Source organism: Amycolatopsis sp. (assembly GCF_025464955.1).
Taxonomy (GTDB): Bacteria; Actinomycetota; Actinomycetes; order Mycobacteriales; family Pseudonocardiaceae; genus Amycolatopsis.
The window spans coordinates 33,193-53,069 of the sequence record NZ_JAODNM010000107.1 but is presented as its reverse complement, the minus strand read 5'-3'; the positions used below and the strand labels follow the sequence as shown (position 1 = coordinate 53,069).

The 19,877-nt window shown below is 69.8% G+C and carries 16 protein-coding genes; 11 read left to right on the top strand and 5 right to left on the bottom strand.

Annotated features, from left to right (window positions below; all coding sequences use genetic code 11):
* Positions 1–5: 5 nt before the first annotated feature.
* On the bottom strand, positions 6–806 hold the full coding sequence (locus tag JWQ81_RS25345) for a site-2 protease family protein (RefSeq protein WP_297545238.1): 801 nt from the start codon (positions 804–806) through the stop codon (positions 6–8).
* A 293-nt stretch (positions 807–1,099) separates the two neighbouring features.
* On the opposite strand from JWQ81_RS25345, the gene JWQ81_RS25340 reads away from it, so the two are divergent.
* Both JWQ81_RS25340 and JWQ81_RS25335 read left to right on the top strand, forming a co-directional pair.
* Positions 1,100–1,423 carry a WhiB family transcriptional regulator gene (locus JWQ81_RS25340; protein ID WP_297545236.1) on the top strand — a complete coding sequence of 108 codons (324 nt, stop codon included), beginning with the start codon at positions 1,100–1,102 and terminating at the stop codon, positions 1,421–1,423.
* A gap of 100 nt (positions 1,424–1,523) precedes the next feature.
* A complete protein-coding gene (locus JWQ81_RS25335) occupies positions 1,524–4,871 on the top strand; it encodes a glycosyltransferase family 2 protein (protein WP_297545234.1) in 3,348 nt (1,115 codons plus the stop codon).
* A 37-nt stretch (positions 4,872–4,908) separates the two neighbouring features.
* Here JWQ81_RS25335 and JWQ81_RS25330 read toward each other — a convergent pair whose 3' ends face one another.
* Positions 4,909–5,385 carry a metallopeptidase family protein gene (locus tag JWQ81_RS25330; protein ID WP_297545232.1) on the bottom strand — a complete coding sequence of 159 codons (477 nt, stop codon included), beginning with the start codon at positions 5,383–5,385 and terminating at the stop codon, positions 4,909–4,911.
* A gap of 80 nt (positions 5,386–5,465) precedes the next feature.
* Between JWQ81_RS25330 and JWQ81_RS25325 the strand changes: the two genes are divergently transcribed.
* The 6 genes from JWQ81_RS25325 to JWQ81_RS25300 all read left to right on the top strand — a co-directional run bounded on the left by JWQ81_RS25325 (position 5,466) and on the right by JWQ81_RS25300 (position 10,894).
* Entirely contained in the window at positions 5,466–5,819 is a 354-nt protein-coding gene (locus tag JWQ81_RS25325) for a DUF3499 domain-containing protein (RefSeq protein ID WP_297545230.1), read from the top strand.
* Between the two features lie 72 nt (positions 5,820–5,891).
* Positions 5,892–7,247, top strand: coding sequence for a phosphomannomutase/phosphoglucomutase (locus tag JWQ81_RS25320; RefSeq protein ID WP_297545228.1), 1,356 nt, complete (start codon positions 5,892–5,894; stop codon positions 7,245–7,247).
* Positions 7,248–7,330: 83 nt separating this feature from the next.
* Positions 7,331–7,552, top strand: a complete 222-nt coding sequence (locus JWQ81_RS25315; RefSeq protein ID WP_297545226.1) for a Trm112 family protein — start codon at positions 7,331–7,333, stop codon at positions 7,550–7,552.
* On the top strand, positions 7,545–8,630 hold the full coding sequence (locus JWQ81_RS25310; RefSeq protein ID WP_297545225.1) for an SIS domain-containing protein: 1,086 nt from the start codon (positions 7,545–7,547) through the stop codon (positions 8,628–8,630). The genes JWQ81_RS25315 and JWQ81_RS25310 overlap by 8 nt, the downstream gene beginning before the upstream one ends.
* Positions 8,631–8,684: 54 nt before the next feature.
* Entirely contained in the window at positions 8,685–9,914 is a 1,230-nt protein-coding gene (gene manA, locus JWQ81_RS25305) for a mannose-6-phosphate isomerase, class I (protein ID WP_297545307.1), read from the top strand.
* Between the two features lie 62 nt (positions 9,915–9,976).
* Positions 9,977–10,894 carry a cation diffusion facilitator family transporter gene (locus tag JWQ81_RS25300; protein ID WP_297545224.1) on the top strand — a complete coding sequence of 306 codons (918 nt, stop codon included), beginning with the start codon at positions 9,977–9,979 and terminating at the stop codon, positions 10,892–10,894.
* Positions 10,895–11,059: 165 nt separating this feature from the next.
* Here the strand turns inward: JWQ81_RS25300 and JWQ81_RS25295 are convergent, their stop codons facing one another.
* Entirely contained in the window at positions 11,060–13,363 is a 2,304-nt protein-coding gene (locus JWQ81_RS25295; protein WP_297545222.1) for a hypothetical protein, read from the bottom strand.
* A gap of 94 nt (positions 13,364–13,457) precedes the next feature.
* On the opposite strand from JWQ81_RS25295, the gene ahcY reads away from it, so the two are divergent.
* A complete protein-coding gene (gene ahcY, locus JWQ81_RS25290) occupies positions 13,458–14,930 on the top strand; it encodes an adenosylhomocysteinase (protein ID WP_297545220.1) in 1,473 nt (490 codons plus the stop codon).
* 104 nt (positions 14,931–15,034) lie between these two features.
* Here the strand turns inward: ahcY and JWQ81_RS25285 are convergent, their stop codons facing one another.
* The gene (locus JWQ81_RS25285; protein ID WP_297545306.1) at positions 15,035–16,003 is read right to left on the bottom strand and encodes a hypothetical protein; all 969 of its coding nucleotides are present in this window, start codon (positions 16,001–16,003) and stop codon (positions 15,035–15,037) included.
* Positions 16,004–16,265: 262 nt separating this feature from the next.
* Between JWQ81_RS25285 and JWQ81_RS25280 the strand changes: the two genes are divergently transcribed.
* Together JWQ81_RS25280 and JWQ81_RS25275 are read left to right on the top strand one after the other, a co-directional pair.
* Positions 16,266–16,583: a hypothetical protein gene (locus JWQ81_RS25280; protein ID WP_297545218.1), complete on the top strand. Its 318-nt coding sequence runs from the start codon at positions 16,266–16,268 to the stop codon at positions 16,581–16,583.
* 60 nt (positions 16,584–16,643) lie between these two features.
* A complete protein-coding gene (locus tag JWQ81_RS25275) occupies positions 16,644–17,297 on the top strand; it encodes a dTMP kinase (RefSeq protein WP_297545217.1) in 654 nt (217 codons plus the stop codon).
* On the opposite strand, the gene JWQ81_RS25270 is transcribed toward JWQ81_RS25275, so the two are convergent.
* Entirely contained in the window at positions 17,292–19,748 is a 2,457-nt protein-coding gene (locus tag JWQ81_RS25270) for an FAD-dependent oxidoreductase (RefSeq protein WP_297545216.1), read from the bottom strand. The genes JWQ81_RS25275 and JWQ81_RS25270 overlap by 6 nt on opposite strands.
* Between the last annotated feature and the right edge of the window lie 129 nt (positions 19,749–19,877).

The following is a 19,877-nucleotide window of genomic DNA, read 5'->3' as shown; positions in this document are numbered from 1 at the left end:
AAGTCTCAGTGGCGCCAGAACTGGAACAGCGACTGGCCGGCGAACGCGGCGTCGGTGTTGCCGCCGAGCGCTGTGAAGAGGTTTCCGGCGCCCTCCCACAGGAGATTGCTGGCCCCGGGCAACGCAAAAAGCGCGGCGAACAGGATCAGCGGTGCCCATGGACGGGCCTTCGCGCCGAACGCCCGCGCGTCCGGGGAGAGGTACGGCTCGATCGCGCCGTAGCCGTCGAGTCCCGGCACCGGGAGGATGTTGAGGATGAAAGTCACCATTTGCAGGATCGCGAGGTAGGACAAGCCGATCACGAGCCCGACCGGGATTCCTGGCACCAACTCGAGCACGAGCGCGAGGACCACGCCGACACCCAGGTTGCTCAGCGGACCGGCCAGGGAGACCCAAGTCGAGGTCGCGCGCGAGCGCAGGGCGCCGCGGTTGATCCAGACCGCGCCGCCGGGCAGCGGGATTCCGCCGATGGCAAGGAACACCAGCGGCAACACGATCGAGAGCACCGGGTCGGTGTACTTGCGCACGTCCAGGTTGAGGTAGCCCTTGTGCTGGACGCTGTAGTCCCCGCCCCGGAACGCCACGAACGCGTGACCGAACTCATGCAGCGACAGGGTCGTTACCCAGCCGCCGACCACGAGCAGGAACAGGCCGATGACGAACACAGTGTCGGCGGCGCCGGTTCGGAACACCGTGCCGTCGACGATGACGAACGCGTCCGACAGCGCGGTGAGGACGCCGCCCACGATCGCTACCGCGAGGATGCCGAGGAACACGGGGCTCGGGCGTACTGCTGATCTCTGCACGTCTCCAGTGTTCCGTATCGCCCGTTCGTGGGGGGTGATGGGGCGAACCCGGGTGCCCGTTCGGGCAGTGTCACCCCGGTTTACCCCCCGGATACGGTTTAACTGCTGTGAAGTTCCCGGCGTGTCCGCTTGCGCGGAGGGTCTCAAGTATCCCCCAAACTTGGTACTCGGCTTGACCTGACCGCACTACACGGGTGTAATCACATCAATGTCATTCGTAGCTGCAAGGGGAGTCGCGAGCGACAGTTCAACACCGCCAGCCTGGGGGAGTGCGTGGAAGCGAGGAGGCGGACATGCGGTTGGACGCCGATGGAAAGGAATGGGTGCACGTAGTGGGTTGGGGAGAGACTCCGGAGCAGGAGCCGGTCGATCTCACTGATCTCTTCGATGCCACCGAAGAGCAGGAATGGCAGGAGCGCGCGCTGTGCGCGCAAACGGATCCGGAGGCGTTCTTCCCTGAGAAGGGCGGCTCCACCCGCGAAGCCAAGCGAATCTGCCTTGGCTGTGACGTCAAGGACGACTGTCTCGAGTATGCGCTGGCGCACGATGAGCGCTTCGGCATCTGGGGCGGACTGTCCGAGCGGGAACGGCGAAAGCTGAAAAAGCGCGCGGTCTAGCGGATCCGCGGCAGTCCCACGGCGTGGGCTCTCCCTTCACTGATGAGCCCGCGTCGTAGGGTGGCGCAAACCCGCCCGCGTGCAAGTTCTGGAGTGGTTGTTGCCCCGCACCCCTGTGCCGTCCCCGCCGCGCACCGCTCCCGTACTGGCCATTGTGGTCTGCCACAACGGCGAAACCTGGCTGCCGTTGGCACTTTCCGCGCTGCGGCGTAGTTCTGTGCGGCCACGCCACGTCCTCGCCGTCGATACCGGTTCCGCGGACCTGACCCCGCGGCTGCTCGCCGAAGCGATGGACCCGGACGGGATCCTCGCCGGCCCCGACACCGCTCCCGTGCTCGACGGAGTCCTCACTCTTCCGAGTGATATCGGATTTTCTGTCGCAGTTAAGCAAGCGACCGCTTACGCCGTTGAGCGATGGGGCGACCCCGGTGCGTGGATCTGGTTGCTACACGACGACTGCGCGCCGGAACCCGACTGTCTCGAAGTTCTGCTCGACGCGGCGGATACCGCGCCGTCGGCGAACGTCCTCGGCCCGTTGGCGCTCGACTGGAGCGATCCCCGGCTGATCGTCGAGGCCGGGCTGTCCACCGATGCTTCCGGTCACCGCCAGCAGATCGCCGGTGACGGCGAGCGCACCACCGAAGTGCTTGCCGTGCCCAGCGCGGGTTCCCTGGTGCGGCGGGAGACCTGGGATTCGCTCGGCGGGTTCGACCCGGCTTTTTCCTTGCTCCGCGAGGACATCGACTTCGGCTGGCGGGTCAACGCCGCGGGCGGTGTCGTGCTGTCGGTGCCACTGGCACGGCTTCGCCACGCTCGCGCGCTCAGCACCGGGCAACGCGCCGCCGACGCGCTGACTTCTTCGGTGCGGGCCGCCAACCGTGCCAACGGGCTTCGCGTTTTTCTGGTCAACTGCTCGGCGCTGTCGTACTGGTTCGGTCTGGTCCGGTTGCCCGTCATGGCTTTGGTGCGGGTGCTGGCATTCCTGGTGCTTCGGCGAACAGCCGAGGCAGGCGCCGAGTTCGCGGCCATCCGGTATCTGCTGAGCGGCCGCGCCGGGCTGCGAGCCGCCCGTGCCGAGCGACGGTCCGGCGGACGGCCCGGTTCGGTCCGCGGGTTGTTCACCAGCAGGCTCGCCAGGTTGCGCAACGCGGCCAGGGCCGGCGTTGTCGACCTCGTGCGTCGGCGGGTGGCGAGTGAGGCCGCGCTCGGCAGGCTGCCGGAGAGTACGGCCGCGGAGTCCGCGTGGATTCCGCCGGAGGCGATGAACGCACACACGCCGGCGGCCCGTCCCGTCGGGCCGGACGCGTTGCCCGCCGGTGCGTTGCGGGGCGCGGGCTCTCGCGGGTCCGGGTTGCGCCGGCCCAGCGGCGTGGTCGCGGTCGCGCTGCCGGAACAGCAGGAAACCGCTCCCGCCACCACGGAAACCAAACCCCGGCCGTCGCCGTTCCGGCGTGACACCGAAGCAAAACCTGAACCGCGACCCCAGCCCGAACCCGAGCTGGTCTTCGTCGAGGTCAACCGGAGCCGGGTGTTGTCGGCCACGGTGTTCGCGCCGCCCGTGGTGCTGCTCGTGGTCCTCACGGCGTTCGCGCTGGTCCTGAACTCCGGACGGCTGGGGCTCGATCTCAGCGGCGGGAAACTGCTGCCGGTCGGCAGTCTCGGCGAACTGTGGTCCACCTACCTCGCCCCATGGCACGCGGTGTCCGGCGGGACGGCGAGCGCCGCACCGGCGACGCTGCCGGTGCTCGGGGCGCTCGGCGCGGTGTTCGCTCCGATCGGCGGTCCGGCCGCGCTCGTCGCGCTGCTGTTCCTGTTGGACATCCCGCTTGCCGCGCTGGCGGCGTACGCGGCGAGTCGTCGGCTGCGGGTCCGGCGCTGGGTTCGCGCCGGCATCGCGGCGGCTTACGGGTTGCTGCCCGCCGCGACGACGTCGGTCGCGCAAGGGCGTCTCGACGTCGTAGTGGTGCACATCCTGCTGCCGCTGGTGATCGCCGGCATCGCGGGACTGCTCGTCCGCGCCGACGCACGATGGCTGCACGTTTCGGTGCTGTGCGCGTTGGGTGTCGCCCTGCTCGGCGCGTTCTCGCCGCTCGCCCACGGCTTGGCGCTGCTGGGCCTGATCGGTGGGTTCGTGGTGCTGCCGGCGCCGACGGGGCTGGCGAGGCGGATCGCGGCCGTCGGCATCGTCGTCGTGCTGCCGCTCGCCTTGCTGCTGCCGTGGCCGACCGTGTTGCTCAAGCATCCCGAGCTGCTGCTGCAAGGTCTCGGCGGCGGCGGACCGGTCACGCAGGCGGCGACGCTGTTCTCCCTCGATCCCGGCTCGGGCAGCGTGCCGGTCGGGGCGGTCATCGTGATCGCCGCGCTCGTCACGTTCGTCATCCGGCCGTCGATGCGCGCGGGCGGTGGGATCAGCCTGGTCGTGCTCGGCGCTGGCGGCTGGGCGCTGCTGCGGAACATCGCCGTCGTCCCGTTGCAGGGCGGCACGCCGTCGCACGGCTACGCGGGCGTGCCGCTGCTGCTTATCGGTGCGGGGCTGTTGTGGATGGTGCTCGCGGCGTGCCATCGAGACCTGGCTCCGGTCACCGCCGGCACGTGGCTGCCCAAGGTTGCCGCCCTTGTCGGTGTCGTAGCAATGCTCGCCCTCGCGGCCGGCGTGCTGGGTTACGACCGGCAAGGGCCGCTGCACACCGATGGCGAACTGCGGCTGGCGTCGTCGCTGACGAATGAGCTGTCGACGTCCGGCAGGTCGGTGCTGGTGCTGGGCACGGCGACCGAGCCCCTTCGTCAGACCGGAGGACGTCAAGCACTGTTCGGCGACGACGAGCTCGCCCCGACCCCGGGCACGCCGGAGCGGCTGGCCGGGTGGCAACGGGACCTCGCGCAGGGCACCGCGGACCAGGTCAAGGCGGCGTTCGCGGCGGCGACGTCGTCCGGGGTGCTGTTCGTGGTGCTGCCGCAGGGCACGGACCCGCAGGCGTTCCTCAAGCTCGCGCCCGATCTCGCCGGTGTCGCCGCGCCGGCTTCGGACGGCAGACCGGTGCTGCGGATGCTCGCTCAGGGCGGCCAGGTCGCGCTGATCTCACCGGAACTGGCGAAGCGGGCCGTCACCGGGCAAGGCGCGCCTGGCGCGTCCGCCGGCGTCGTCGGAGTCCAAGCCGCGCTGCCGGACGTGCGCGTCCGGGTGTCCTCGGGGCCGACGGGACGTCTGCTGGTGCTGTCCGCGGAAGAGGAAGCGGGCTGGCAGGCGACCGTGAACGGCAAACCGGTGCCGATCGTGCCCGCGTGGGGTCACCAGGTCGCGGTGTCGGTGCCGCCGCAGCCGTCCGAGGTCGTCGTCGACCACCCGTCGACGCTGCGGGACCTGTTGCTGCTCGGACAGGTCGCGGCCGTCCTCTTCACCGCCCTGACCGCAGTTCCCGGCCGTCGACAGCTCCGCGGTCGGCGCTAGCGCTTCTGTCGTGCGCAACCCACCGGGAACGTGAAGATTATTCGCCTTCGATGACGTCGGGTTCGAGGCCGAGGTAGCCGGCGACCTGCTCGACGAGGACGTCGTGGACGAGGTCGGCGAGCTCCAAGGGGTCTTTCGCGCGGGCCTCGAGCGGGCGGCGGTAGAGGACGATCCGGGCCCTGGTGGGCAGGCCCGAGCTGTCGACTCCGGCCGGGACCAGGCGCGACAGCGGCACCGAACCGTCGTGGAGGACGCCCTCGGCGGCTTCCGGTGACGGTTCCTCGCCGCGGCGGTCGATCTCGGGGACGTCGTCGACGGCGACGTCGAGCTTGGTCAGCTCGTGCCGCCAGCGGGCTTCGATGGGTTCGAGGGCGTCCAGCACGAGCGCGTCGAACTTCTCCGCGCGGCTCGCGGCGGCCGGCAGGGACGCCGGAAAGAGCACTCCGCGCAGGCCGCGACCGTGCCGGTCCCGGCGCAGACGCTGCCGCTGTCGGGAATCACGAGCCGTCGCCACGAGGGGAAGGGTACGCGCTCGCAGATCCGCAGCGCGTGTCGCCGGTACGGCCGTGCGGGAACGCGCTATCGTTCTCGATCGTGCGGAGCGTACGAAAGTGTTCGCGGACAGGCTGTCTCGAGCCTGCCGTCGCCACGCTCACCTACGCCTACAGTGACTCCACTGCTGTCGTAGGTCCGCTGGCCACCGCGTCTGAGCCGCACTCTTACGACCTGTGCGAGGCTCACGCGCTGAGACTGACCGTCCCGAAGGGCTGGGAGGTCGTCCGGCACGAGGGCGAGTTCGCCCATCCGGATCCCTCGGCCGACGAGCTCACCGCGCTGGCCGAGGCCGTGCGCGAGGCGGGCCGCCCGGACCGGCAGGCGCCGCCCACCGAGCCCGAAGGCCCCTCCGGGCGCCGCGGGCACCTGCGGGTCCTGCCCGGTCGCTCCTGAGCATCGGCCACGCCGGTAGGCTGGCTCGACGCGCATCGGGCGCGAGAGTTTTCGAGTACTCCGGGGAGAGGCGTGTCTGACCTTTCGAGCATCGTGAAGGCCTATGACATCCGAGGCGTTGTCGGCGAGCAGCTGGACGAGGCGTTGGTCCGGGAGTTCGGCGCCGCGTTCGCCCTGCTGATCAAGCCGGACTCGCCGTCCGTCGTGATCGGCCACGACATGCGCGACTCGTCGCCCGGGCTCGCTTCCGCCTTCGCCGACGGCGTCACCTCGCAAGGACTCGACGTCGTCCTGATCGGGTTGGCGAGCACGGACGAGCTGTACTTCGCCTCCGGCTCGCTCGGTATGCCCGGCGCCATGTTCACCGCGAGCCACAACCCCGCGAAGTACAACGGCATCAAGCTGTGCCGCGCGGGCGCGTCACCGGTCGGGCAGGACACCGGCCTCGCCGAGGTTCGCAAGACCGTCGAGCAGGGCGTTCCGGCCTTCGACGGGCAGCCCGGCACCGTGACCGAGCAGGACGTCCTCGCCGACTACTCGGCCTACCTGCGCAACCTGGTGGACCTGTCGACGAGCCGGCCGCTGAAGATCGTCGTCGACGCCGGGAACGGCATGGGCGGCCACACCGTGCCCACGGTCTTCGCCGGACTCCCGTTCGAGATCGTGCCGATGTACTTCGAGCTCGACGGCAGCTTCCCGAACCACGAGGCCAACCCGCTCGACCCGAAGAACATCGTCGACCTGCAGGCGAAGGTGCGCGAGGTCGGTGCCGACGCCGGTGTCGCCTTCGACGGCGACGCCGACCGGTGCTTCATCGTCGACGAGCGCGGCGAGCCGGTTTCGCCGAGCACGGTCACCGCACTGGTGGCGGTCCGCGAGCTGGCCAAGGACCCGGGCAGCACGATCATCCACAACCTGATCACGTCCAAGGGCGTGCCGGAGATCGTCGCCGAGCACGGTGGCAAGCCGGTGCGGACCAGGGTCGGGCACTCGTTCATCAAGGCCGAGATGGCCAGGACCGGCGCGATCTTCGGCGGCGAGCACTCCGCGCACTACTACTTCCGCGACTTCTGGCGGGCCGACACCGGCATGCTGGCCGCGATGCACGTGCTGGCCGCGCTCGGCGAGCAGGACGGCACGTTGTCCGCGCTGACGGCCGAGTACTCGCGCTACGCCGCGTCCGGTGAGATCAACTCGACGGTCGACGACCAGGGAGCGCGGGTGGCCGCGGTCAAGGACGCTTTCGGCGCTCGTCCGGGCGTCACTCTCGACGAGCTCGACGGGCTCACCATCAACCTGCCCGACGGCGGCTGGTTCAACATCCGCGCCTCGAACACGGAGCCGCTGCTCCGGCTTAACGTCGAGGCAGCCGATTCGGCCGCAGTTCAGGCGCTGACCGACGAAGTCCTGGCAATAGTTCGTGGATGAGCGTGTTATGGAGGGCGCGGCGAAATCGTTCTCCGGTAGCGCAACCACGTTCATGCCGCTTCTGAACGTGGTAGGGAGTAACCATGGCCGTCACGCTTGACGCTCAACTGCTGGAAATCCTGGCCTGCCCGTCGGCTGATCACGCGCCGCTGCGGGCGGGTTCGCCGACCGATCCGGATGCCGACGCCTTGACGTGCACCGAGTGCGGCCGGGTCTACCCGGTCCGCGACGGGATCCCGGTACTGCTGCTGGACGAGGCCACCGGCCTCGTGGACTCGGGCGACTCCAGTGCCGACGGTGCTTGACGACTCGCTCCTCGACGACCCCGCGCGGCTGGCCGAAGCCGACAGCGCGGGGTTGCTGCGTGCCGCCGCGATGGCCGGCGCGCAGGTGCGGGCGACGCTGGAGACCGCCGCCGAGGTGGAGCTCAGTGACCGGCTCGACGTGGGCCGTCCCCGCGCGCTCGTCCTGATCGACCGGCCCGGCGTCAGCCGCACGGTGACCCGGCTGCTCGCCGCCCTGCTCACGCCGTCATGCCCGGTCCCGGTGGTGGTCGCGGAGGTAGTGCCCAGCTGGATCGGCGCGCTCGACGTCGTCTTCGCCCACACCGACGACCCCGGCGACCGGGAGCTGGCGGCCTCGCTCGAACGGGCCGCCCGCTTCGGCGCGACAGTCGTCCTGTCGGCGCCGCCGGACGGCCCGGTGCCCGCCGCTGTCGCGGGCAAGGGCGTGCTGCTCCCGCCCCGGATCCCGGTGCCGCCGGAGATGGCGTTCCCGCGCGGCCTGGCCGCCGGGCTGCTCACCGCGAACGCGCTCGGGCTGCTGGTTTCCGATCTGGAGTCGCTCGCCGACCAGCTTGACGTCGAGGCGGAGAAGAACTACCTGGCCAGGGACTCTTTCGCCAACCCGGCGAAATCGCTCGCCCTGCGACTGGCCGATCGGATCCCGCTGCTGTGGGGGCTCGATCCGGTCGCGGTCGCGGTGGGTGAGCACGCGGCCCACGCGTTCGCGGCGCACGCGGCGACCGTGTGTGACGTTGAGGACTATCGGCAAGCTCTGGCCAGACCTGCCTTGCGTCAGGCCGCGTTGGTCGGCAACAGTGACCGGGATATTTTTGCCGATCCGGACGACGGCCCCCGGGGTATCCAGCCGAGGGTGGTGCTGCTCGCTGTCCGCACCGGTCAGGCTGCCGAAGCTGCCAGGTACCAGGCGGAAGAGATGCTGCCCGGAGTGGACCTGATCACCGCCGCGGAAGAGATCGACGCGGCCGAACCGATCCGGGCCGGGGTGCTGGCGTTGCGGTTCGAGCTGGCCGCCGTCTACCTCGGGTTGGCCGTTGGAAGCATCGGGGGAGCCGGCCATTACACGTCCGTCCCGGCGTGAGGTCGGTGCGAAGAGGGCGGGGAAAGCCGTGCCCGGCGAGGAGTTGAGGTGACTGTGGAGCTGCTGCGTAACGCGGTGCGGCCCTACGCGTGGGGATCGCGAACCACGATCCCCGAGCTGCTGGGGCGACCGGTGCCGGCACCACATCCGGAAGCGGAACTCTGGATGGGTGCCCACCCCGGGGATCCGTCGAAGATCACCGGCCCGGACGGGGTCGAGCGAAGCCTGCTCGACCTGGTGGAGTCCGACCCGGTCGGTCAGCTCGGCGAGCAGTGCGCCGAACGCTGGGGCGGCCGTCTGCCGTTCCTGCTGAAGGTGCTCGCCGCCGAAGAACCGCTGTCCATGCAGGCGCACCCCTCGGCCGAACAGGCCAAACAAGGGCACGCCAAGGAGGAAAAGGCGGGCATCCCCCGCGAGGCACCCAACCGCAACTACCCGGATCCGACGGCGAAACCCGAGCTCGTGTGCGCGTTGACCGAGTTCCACGCGCTCGCCGGGTTCCGCGATCCCGAGCGCTCGATGACGCTGTTGCGCGCCATCGAGACCCCGGGCCTGGCCAAGTACACCGCGCTGCTGGAAGCCCAGCCCGACGCCGACGGCCTGCGTGCGCTCTTCACGACGTGGATCACGCTGCCGCAGACCACGCTCGACGAGCTGCTGCCGGAGGTGCTCGACGCGTGCGTCCTGCACGTCAAGGAGCACGGTGAGTTCGACGTCGAGTGCCGCACGATCCTGGAGCTCGGTGAGGCGCACCCGCGTGACGCCGGCGTGCTGGCCGCGCTGCTGCTCAACCGGCTGACGCTGGCCGCGGGCGAGGCGATTTACCTTGCCGCCGGCAACCTGCACCTCTACCTGCACGGCGCGGCCGTGGAGATCCTGGCCAACTCGGACAACATCCTGCGCTGCGGGCTCACCCCGAAGCACGTGGACGTGCCCGAGCTGCTCCGGGTGGTCGACTTCGGCAGCGGCGAGATGCCGGTGCAGACCGGCGAGGTCGAGCAGCGGATGTCGGTGTATCACACCGACGCGCCGGAGTTCGAGCTGTCGCGCCTCGAGTGGCCTGCCGGAGACGACGGCGAGGTCACGGTGCACTGCTCCGGCCCACAGATCCTGCTCTGTACGGCCGGCGGTGTGCTCGTGAGCGCCGAAGACGGCGAGCAGGTCGAACTCGGCCGCGGCCAGTCCGTCTGGTTGCCCGCTGCCGACCCGGCCGTCCGCCTTACCCCGGTCGGCCCCGGTCCGGTCCAGGTCTTCCGAGCCACGGCGGGCACCTGCACGGACTGACGGGCGTCCCCCGGTTAGGCTCCAACCAGACATTTCCGGTGCGGGCCTCCAGGGGGTAGAACGTGTCAGCAAGTGGCGGCAGCAAGGCGATCATCGCGGCGCTCGGCGCGAACGCCGGGATCGCCGTGGCGAAGTTCGCCGGCTTCCTGGTGACCGGGTCGTCGTCGATGCTCGCCGAGTCGGTGCACTCGCTGGCCGACACGTCCAACCAGGGACTGCTGCTCCTCGGACAGAAGACTTCGAAGCGGGAAGCGACCGAGGAACACCCCTTCGGCTTCGGCCGCGACCGGTACTTCTACTCGTTCATCGTCGCGCTGATGCTGTTCACGCTGGGCTCGGTTTTCGCGCTGTACGAAGGTATCCACAAGATCAGCGAGCCGGAGCCGCTGAGTTCGCCGATCGTCGCGGTGGTCATCCTCGTCGTCGCGCTCGGGTTGGAGGGCTACAGCTTCCGCACCGCCGTCGGTGAGTCAAGGGGGCTCAAGGGTGACGCCAGCTGGTGGCAGTTCATCCGCCAGGCCAAGGCTCCCGAGCTGCCGGTGGTGCTGCTGGAGGACGCGGGCGCGCTGGTCGGGCTGGTTTTCGCGCTGTTCGGTGTCGGCATGTCCGAGCTGACCGGCGACCCGGTCTGGGACGGCGTCGGCACCGCGATGATCGGCGTGCTGCTCGGGATCATCGCGATCATCCTGATCGTGGAGATGAAGAGCCTGCTGATCGGCGAAGGCGCCACCCACGCGGACCTCGCGACGATCGTGGGCGCGCTGTCCGGGGGCGACGTCCGGCGTGTCATCCACATCCGCACCCAGTACCTCGGCCCGGACGAGCTCCTCGTCGCCGCGAAGGTCGCGATCACCCCCGGCCTCGACACCAGCGGGATCGCCGAGGCGATCAACGAGGCCGAAGCCCGGGTCCGTGTCGTCGTCCCCGCCGCCCGGCTGATCTACCTCGAGCCCGATCTGGACCGCGCTCCCGTCTCGTAGCGGACCTTGACGGGCCGTAGCGACTCGCCGACTCGGCCAAGGGAGTACCCACTCGTCCCGGTCCTTGCCGCTGGAGAACGCAACCGGCCCAGGTCAATCGACACCCGAGACCATCGCGGACCCACCGATAGAGCAGCAGAACCACAAAAGTACAAAAGTGCCTGGCTAGTCCTTGGGTGAGAAGCCGAACAGCGGCACCTGCTCCCCGATCGGGCGGAACGGCCGGCCGGGCCGGTCCAGCCCGGCGGCCATCGCGACGGCGTGGTCCCATTCGGCGTCGACGAAGTAGTCGGTGTGCTTGAGCAGGCCCGGGGCCCAGCGGTCGACGCCGCTCGGCGCGCGCAGCGGGTCCGGCAGCCAGTGGTCCCCGCCGAGTACGAGCGCGCCGGTGGGTTCCGCGGTCGCCGTCAGGTCGCCGACGCCGCCGGCAGGCAGGAAGCCGACACCCGTCAGCTCGCCGTCGGTGACAGCCTGCCGCCAGGTCGTGACACCGCCGCCGAAGATGTCGGTGCCCCGGCAGAGCGACCGCCATCGCCCGCCGAGCCTGCCGTTCAGCTCGGCGAGCGCAGCGAACGGCAGCACCGCGGGGAAAGCCCGCTGGTAGCCCCACTGCAACGGCGAACCCGCGGTCAGCAGACCGACCCTGTCGCGCGCTTCCTCCGGCAGCTCGTCGGCCAGGCGAGCTGCCGCGACGATGGCCAGCAGCGTTCCGAGGTTGCTACCGGCCAGCACCACCCGTGTGTTCGGCTCGGCGAGGTGCTCCTTCGCGCGGGCGGCCAGCTCCGGGATCACTTTGAGCGCGTAACAAGGCGGCACGGTCGGGTGGGCGGCGCGCGGCCAGAAGCATACGAGGTCGGCGAGCGCGCCGAGGTGACGGCTGCGGCCCGGCGTCTTCGCGGCGGAGTACACCAGCCGCAGCAGACCTGCCGCCAGCGCGCCGAGCGCGAACACGCCGATCGCCGAGACGGGCGTGAACCATGCCGGCGTCTGGCGCAGCCCGAAGCGGACAACCAGCAGGGCCACCGCTCCGATCGACATCGCGATCGGTACGGCGAGCGCGATGTGGTGCAGGTGCCGGCGTTCCCAGGCAGAGCGGGCCCAGGCCGAGGAGGCTTTCTTCTCGTGGTCCGGGTTCAGGTCCATCAGCTCGACGACCGCTGGGATCCCGCGACGTCGGCGGCGCAGCGGGACGGCGACCGCGAAACCCAGCACGCCGAGCACCGTCGCGAGCGCCAGCCCGCCGCCCCACAGGACGGTGATCAGCGGATACGTATCCGGCATGCGCAGGCCGGACTTCGTGAGGCGTGCGGCCGCGACCGTCAGCCCGGCGCCGAAACCGCCGCCGAGTAGCCCCGCCAGCGCGAGTACCGGCGCCGCCGCCCAGCCGCCGACCCACGGTCGCAACCTCGTCGGCAGCTCGCGCCAGGCGGACCTGGCCATCAGCGCGGCCACGGCCACCAGCAGCGCGAACAGCAAGGCGATCAGTACCAGCGCCGCGCCGATGCCTTCCACCAATCCGTCGGTGCCGGGCAGCCCGCCCTTCGCCGGGGCGGGGGCGAACCCGGCCGCCGCCACGAGGACGAGCGAGGTGAACGCGATCAACCCGCGCCGGAGGACCTTCCCCGGACGCCCGATCCGGCGTCCGGCCGCGGCCGCGATCAGGGTGCCACCCAGCAGCACCAACGTGCACACCCAAGCGACGAAGGCGACTACGCCGTTCGGAACGTGAAGCGGCCCGCCGAGTGGCAGCAGCGCGACGCAGGCCAACGCGGCGACGGTGTGTAGGCAGCGAAGGCCGGGGGTGTCCGGGTCGGCGACCAACCCGTGCCCGGGGAGCGTGGGGTCCGACTCCCCGGTTGACTCCCCCGCGTTCACCGCCCAGTTCGTCGACGACACCCTGTGCAGGACGTAGATCACCACGAGGAGCGGGACCATCCCGGCCGCCAGCCGGAAGTGTCCGGAGTCACGCACCCACTGCGGCGTGCCGGTGAGGCAGCCCGTGCCGGGTGCGAGGCACTGCGCGGCGAGCACGTCGACGCTGACCACCGCGAGCTGGCTGAGAAGCAGCGCGGTCAGCAGCAGCGCGGCAACCCGCAGCAGGCCCCGGCACAGCGAGCCGACCACGACGGCCGTCCGGCTGTCGGGGCGGACCGGCGGGAGCATCCAATACGCGACGTTGGCCAGCGAGAACGGGAACAGCAACGCCCAGGTCGCTTTCGCCGCGCCGCCGGAGGTCATCCGGCTCCACAGGTAACCCTCCAGCGTCCGCGGTATCGAACGGCCCAGCGCCGGCAGGACCGGGCCGGGAGCGGGACGTCGCAGCCGGTCGGCCGGGCGGATGACCCGGCCGTAGCCGTCACCCGCGACGTCGACGGTGGAGACGACATCGAGCAGCGTTGCCCCACTGGTGCCGATCAACCCCGGGACGCGCAGCTCGACGACGCGGGTGTCGGGGCCGGGGAGTGGCACGACGAGGGTCTCCTTAGTTCTTCAGTTCTTCGATTGAAACGCAAGGCATCAACGGTACTGTTCAGAGGTAATCCAGCCTTGGAGGAACCGCACTATGACCCCCGAAAGCGTTGCCAAGCGGCACGACACCCGCAACGGCATCGAGTTCGCCGTCGCCGATCTGGACGCCGCCGAGTTCGGTCGCAAGGAAATCCGTCTCGCCGAGCACGAAATGCCTGGACTGATGACGTTGCGCAGGGAGTACGCCGAGGTCTACCCCCTCCGCGGCGCCCGTGTCGCGGGTTCGCTGCACATGACGGTCCAGACGGCCGTTCTGATCGAGACCCTCGTGGCGCTCGGCGCCGAGGTGCGCTGGGCGTCGTGCAACATCTTCTCCACCCAGGACCACGCGGCCGCCGCGATCGTCGTCGGCCCGCACGGCACCGTCGAGGAGCCCAAGGGCGTGCCGGTGTTCGCCTGGAAGGGTGAATCGCTGGAGGAGTACTGGTGGTGCACCGAGCGCATGCTCACCTGGGCCGGCGAGGGTCCCAACATGATCCTCGACGACGGCGGTGACGCCACCATGCTCGTGCACAAGGGCACCGCGTACGAGAAGGCCGGCGTCGTGCCGGGCCCCGAGGACGACGACCCGGACGAGTTCAAGGTTTTCCTCGAGCTGGTCCGTGCCTCGTACGCCGAGGACAAGGGCAAGTGGACCAAGATCGGCGCCGGCATCCTCGGCGTGACCGAGGAAACCACGACCGGGGTGCTGCGGCTCTACCAGCTGGCCGCGGCCGGCGAGCTCCTGTTCCCGGCGATCAACGTCAACGACGCCGTGACGAAGTCGAAGTTCGACAACCGGTACGGCATCCGCCACTCGCTGATCGACGGCATCAACCGCGGCACCGACGTGCTCATCGGCGGCAAGGTGGCCGTGATCTGCGGTTACGGCGACGTCGGCAAGGGTGCGGCGGAGTCGCTGCGCGGCCAGGGTGCGCGGATCATCGTCACCGAGATCGACCCGATCTGCGCGCTGCAGGCGGCGATGGACGGTTACCAGGTCAAGACGCTGGAGTCGGCGCTGCCCGAGGCCGACCTGGTGATCACCACGACTGGTAACAAGAACGTCGTGATGGTCGAGCACATGGCGCAGATGAAGCACCAGGCGATCCTGGGCAACATCGGCCACTTCGACAACGAGCTCGACATGGCCGGGCTGGCGCGCTACCCGGGCATCATCAAGAACAACATCAAGCCGCAGGTCGACGAGTGGATCTTCCCGAGCGGCCGCACCATCCTGGTGCTGTCCGAGGGCCGGTTGCTGAACCTGGGCAACGCGACGGGCCACCCGTCGTTCGTGATGTCGAACAGCTTCTCGAACCAGGTCATCGCCCAGGTCGAGCTGTTCACCAAGCACGAGGAATACGACAACGAGGTGTTCCGCCTGCCGAAGAAGCTCGACGAGAAGGTCGCGCGGATCCATCTGGCGGCGCTGGGCGGCGAGCTGACCAAGCTCACCAAGGAGCAGGCCGAGTACATCGACGTCGACGTCGAAGGCCCCTTCAAGGCGGACCACTACCGCTACTGACGTTTCCGGTCCGGCCCGGTCTCAAACTGACTCAGGGGACCCTTGGTACGAATCATTCGTACCAAGGGTCCCCTGAGTCAGTCCTGCCCGCGACCAGCTCCGCCTCAGCTCCACTCCACCGCGACGCCGGCCAGACCGGGTGCCGCGTCGCGGAAGTATGCGCTGGTCACGCCGCCCATGTCGCACGGCAGCTCGTCGGATTCGACCGGGGCGGCGTCGTCCCGGGTGCGGAACTGGCGGGTGCACCGGGCGGGTAGCGCGCGCCGGTTGAAGCGCAGTTGCAGCAGGTAGCTCGCGCACTGGACCCGGAACATGCGGTAGTAGCCGGGGGACGCGGAACCCGAGTCGTCGCGCACCTCGAAGCAGAAGACGTGGATGTCGCCCTCGGCGAGCTTGCGGTCGAACAGGAACTCGACGGCGAGGGTGTCCCCGCCGGGATGCCGCCGGATCCGGCCGACCCGGCAGCCTTCGGCGGTGGTGAGCTCGACGTTTTCGATCCGGCAGCCTTCGTCGCCGTTGTACACCGTGATGTACCGGTCCGGGCCGTGTCGACGGGCGCGGGTCACCAGCCGGGTCTGCACGCCGCGCTCGCGGCGGTCGGCGTCGAAGGTCACGGTGTCGTGGACCGAGAGCAGCTCCAGGTCGGCGTTGGAGTTGTTCGACGAGGTGTACGCGCCGAGTTCGCTCAGCAGTTGGTCGACAATTGACGCCATTTCGCCGGAACGCAGGTCGGAGAACGAAGCCGTCGGCTGGCCGTTGCGCACCCGTGACGTCCGCGGCCCGATCAGGACGACCAGCGAGTCCCCAGGGAGCTGCAGCACGGATTCCAGCGCTCGCACCACAGGCAGCGCCTTCGGCACCTCGGGTTGGCGCAGGCCGCGCTGCCAGTAGCTCAACGTGGACTGTCCGACGTGGACACCTCGGCGGTCGAGATGTGCCCGCAGCCGGGCCAGCGAAAGGCCGCGGTGGGCGATCGCCAACCGCAGTGCTTGGTGAAATTCTCCCGACCGGAGCGCCTCCGCGAGTTCCTTTGGGAGGGTTTCGGCCGGCAGCCGACGCGGTCGGCCGTTCACTGTCTGTATCTGGGGGTCGGGGGTCACCGCTCATCCCTTCTTCGGTGAACACCAGGGAACGTTCACGCTAGCAGCGGAGAGTGGCGATTCCGTCCCTCCTTAGTGTCAGCTTGCCACGATGTAGTGGCCGTTCCGCGTTCCGGGGTTGACGCGGAACGGTCCTACCAGGGTAGCTGCCTTCTTGCTCTGGGTGACCGGGCAATTCACGGTTGTAGTCAGGTTGATTCGCTCGTTCTCTGCCAGGAGGCCCGCGGTGCCGGTCATGTCCACGAGACCTTGTACCGACCACGCTGTTCGTCCGGTAGCCCGGCGCGGAATGGTGGTGGCCGGGTTGATCACCGCCGGGCTGCTGGGCGCGCCTCTCGGGGCCCAAGCGGCGATGTCTCCGGCCGCCGCTTCGAGCCGCCAGCCCGCTTCCGCGTCCGGTGGCCTCGGCCTGCGGGTGATGCCGCGGGACGGCCAGGCCGCGCAGGCTCGAGGGAGCGTCGAGTCCGACTGGACCATGCTGGCGATATTAGGGGGAGTACTCGTCGTCGGCGCGGGGGCGTTCTCGGTCTACCTGGTCAGGCGCCCCGCATAAAGCGTCCGGCGGGCTCGGCGCTGGGAAACCCGCTGAGCCCGCCGGTCATCCACTCGCCGTATGGTTGCCGCCGTGGGCCGACTGGTTGTGATCGAGGGTATCGACGGGGCGGGCAAGCGGACGCTTGCCAACGGCCTGACGAAGACGCTGGAAACCGCCGGGGGGAGCGTGACGTCGCTCGCGTTCCCGCGCTACGGCAAGAGCATCCACGCGGATCTCGTGCAGGAAGCCCTGTACCGGGGCCACGGCGATCTCGCCGACTCGGTGTACGGCATGGGCCTGCTCTACGCGCTGGACCGCCGCGGCGCGGTCGACGAACTCCGCGCCGAGCGTGACACCCACGACGTCGTCCTGCTGGACAGGTACGTCGCGTCCAATGCGGCGTACGGCGCCGCGAGGCTCCACCAGGACGCGCGCGGCGAGTTCGTCAACTGGGTGCGGGAGCTGGAAATCGACCGGTTCGGCTTGCCGGTCCCCGAGGCGCACCTCTTGCTGCGGGTGGCACCTGAGGTGGCTGCCGCCCGTGCCGATCGCCGCGCCCGCGCGAACGCCGACCGCGCGAAGGACTCGTTCGAGTCCGACGGCGGCCTGCAGGAGCGTTGCGGAGCCGTCTACGACGAGCTCGCGGCCATGTCCTGGCTCTCCCCGTGGCACACCATCGACGGCGTCGCCGGAGTCGACCTCAAGGCGCTGGCCGACGTCCTGCTTTCATAACGCGCTCCGCAGCCGGGTCATGCCAGGGTCGAACAGCGGTTCCGCCGCGACAACCGCGGCCACCTTCTCGCCGAAGTACTCGATTTCCACCGGGCGTCCCGGCACGGCCGCGGACACCGGGAGCCAGGCGTACGCGATGTTCTTGCCGATCGTGTAGCCGTAGGCCGCGCTGGTGACGTATCCGGCGGGCCTGCCGTCGAGGAGCACCGGCTCCTTGCCGAGGACGACGGCGTACGGGTCGTCGACGGTCAGGCAGGTGAGCTTGCGGGTGACCGTTTCGGCGGACCGGCCCCCGATCGCGTCGCGCCCGACGAAGTAGCCCTTGTCCATCCGCACCGCGAAACCCAGGCCGGCTTCGTACGGATCGTGTTCGGCGGTGACGTCGGTTCCCCAGGAGCGGTAGCCCTTTTCCAGCCGCATGCTGGCGAAGGCGTCGCGGCCGGCAGCGATGACCCCGTGCGCCTGGCCGGCCTCCCACAGCGTGTCCCAGAGCTTCCGGCCCATATCGGCCGAGGTGTACAGCTCCCAGCCCAGTTCGCCCACATAGGACAGACGCAGCGCGGTGACCGGTACTTGGCCCACATAACCCTGTTTCGCCCGGAAGTAGCCCATGCCCTGGTGGGAGAAGTCCGTTTTGGACAGTGGCTGCAGCAGCGCGCGGGCGCTCGGTCCCCACAGGCCGATGCAGCAGGTGCCCGGGGTGACGTCGTGGATGCCGACCTTGCCGTCGCCGGGTAGGTGCCGGCGCAGCCAGTCGAGGTCGAGGTTGCCGTTGGCGCCGACCTGGAACCGGTCCTGGCCGAGCCGGGCCACGGTCAGGTCGCTGCGGACCCCGCCGTCCTCGCCCAGCAGCAGCGTGTAGGTGACCGCGCCAGGCTTCTTGTCCATCTGGTTGGTGGTCAACGCCTGCAGGAACGACAGCGCGCCGGGTCCGACGACTTCGAACCGCTTCAACGCCGTCATGTCGAACATCGCCACCCGCTGCCGCGCGACGAGCGCCTCGGCGCCGCCGATCGGCGACCAGAACCTCGACGCCCAGGCGTTGCGCTCGGGGATCTGCTCGACCTCGGGCAGGTTCGCGTTGGACTCGTACCAGTGCGGGCGTTCCCAGCCGCTCGCTTCGAGGAAGTACGCGCCGAGTTCGGTCTGGCGCTCGTAGAACGGGCTTGTGCGCAGCGGACGCGGCTCCTCCATCGGCTGCAGCGGATGGAGGATGTCGTAGACCTCGACGAAACTCTGGCAGCTGCGTCCCAGGACATAGTCGGGCGCGAGTTGCACCCGCTCGAATCGGGCGAGGTCGCCGGCGTGCAGGTCGAGCTCGGGTTGCCCGTCGACCATCCACTCGGCCATCGCCTTCGCGACCCCGGCCGAGTGCGTGATCCACACGGCTTCGGCGACCCAGAACCCGTCGAGGTCGGGGTGCTCGCCGAGCAGCGGCATACCGTCGCTGGTGAACGAGAACAGCCCGTTGACGCCCTCTTCGATCTTCGACTCGCCGAGTGCCGGCAGCAGGTCGACCGCGGCCGCCCACGACTCGTCGAAGTCGCCCGGGGTGAACGCGAGTTCCGACGGCATGCCGGGAGAAGTGCGCGGGTCGGCGAGTTCGGCCGGGTCCAGCGGCATCGGGCGGTGCCCGTACGCGCCGACGCCGATCCGGTCGACATGCTCGCGGAAGTACAGGTCGGCGTCCTGGTGCCGCAGGATCGGCCTGCCTGCCTCGGTCAGTTCGTCGTTATGGCCGTCCAGCACCGGCAACGGGGCCGACTTGGCGTACTGGTGGGCCATCGGCACGAGCGGCACGGTCAGGTCGACGAGCTCGCCGATCAGCGGTCCCCACATGCCCGCGCACGACACGACGACGTCGGCGCGGAACCGGTCCGTCTCGGTGGTGACCCCGGTGACGCGGCCGCCCGAACGCTCGATGCCGGTCACCTTCTGGTGTTCGAGGAACTTCGCGCCGCGGTCGATCGCGCGGCGCGCCTGGGCTTCCGCGGCGCGCAGCGGCTTGGCGAGGCCGTCGCTCGGGATGTGGAAGCCGCCGAGCACTTTCGCGGAGTCGAGCAGCGGATGCAGCCGCGCGCATTCGTCAGGGGACCGCAGGAAGCTGCGCACGCCCCACGACTGCGCCCAGCCGTGACGGCGTTTGAGGTCCTGCAGCCGTTCGGGCGTGGTGGCCACTTCGAGCCCGCCGAGCTGCTGGAAGCACCATTTGCCGTCGAGCGTCAGGCCCGAGTACTTCGCGACGGTGTACTTCGCGAACTCGGTCATCGTCTTGTCGCCGTTGGTCTGGAAGACCAGACCGGGCGCGTGCGAGCTCGAGCCGCCGGTGGTGAACAGGTCGCCCTGTTCGAGGACGGTGACATCGGTCCAGCCGCGGACCGTCAGTTCGTCCGCCAGCGCGCAGCCGACGATGCCGGCTCCGATGACGACCACTCGGGGTGTGACGGCCATCGAGGGACCTCCGCGGGCAGTGCTGCGTGGGGCGTAACCGTTCCGTCCTCAGCAACAAGGTGCGGGATCCGAGACGCCGTGTCAATACCTCCACCGGTGAGGTTTGCCTGGCCGGACCCGCTATGCGCG

What these genes read in the sequence shown, in the direction of transcription:
- ahcY (WP_297545220.1), top strand. Translation starts at nt 13,458, where the DNA reads ATGACCCCCGAAAGCGTTGCCAAGCGGCACGACACCCGCAACGGCATC.
- JWQ81_RS25280 (WP_297545218.1), top strand. Translation starts at nt 16,266, where the DNA reads ATGTCCACGAGACCTTGTACCGACCACGCTGTTCGTCCGGTAGCCCGG.
- JWQ81_RS25315 (WP_297545226.1), top strand. Translation starts at nt 7,331, where the DNA reads ATGGCCGTCACGCTTGACGCTCAACTGCTGGAAATCCTGGCCTGCCCG.
- JWQ81_RS25270 (WP_297545216.1), bottom strand. Translation starts at nt 19,748, where the DNA reads ATGGCCGTCACACCCCGAGTGGTCGTCATCGGAGCCGGCATCGTCGGC.
- JWQ81_RS25340 (WP_297545236.1), top strand. Translation starts at nt 1,100, where the DNA reads ATGCGGTTGGACGCCGATGGAAAGGAATGGGTGCACGTAGTGGGTTGG.
- JWQ81_RS25275 (WP_297545217.1), top strand. Translation starts at nt 16,644, where the DNA reads ATGGTTGCCGCCGTGGGCCGACTGGTTGTGATCGAGGGTATCGACGGG.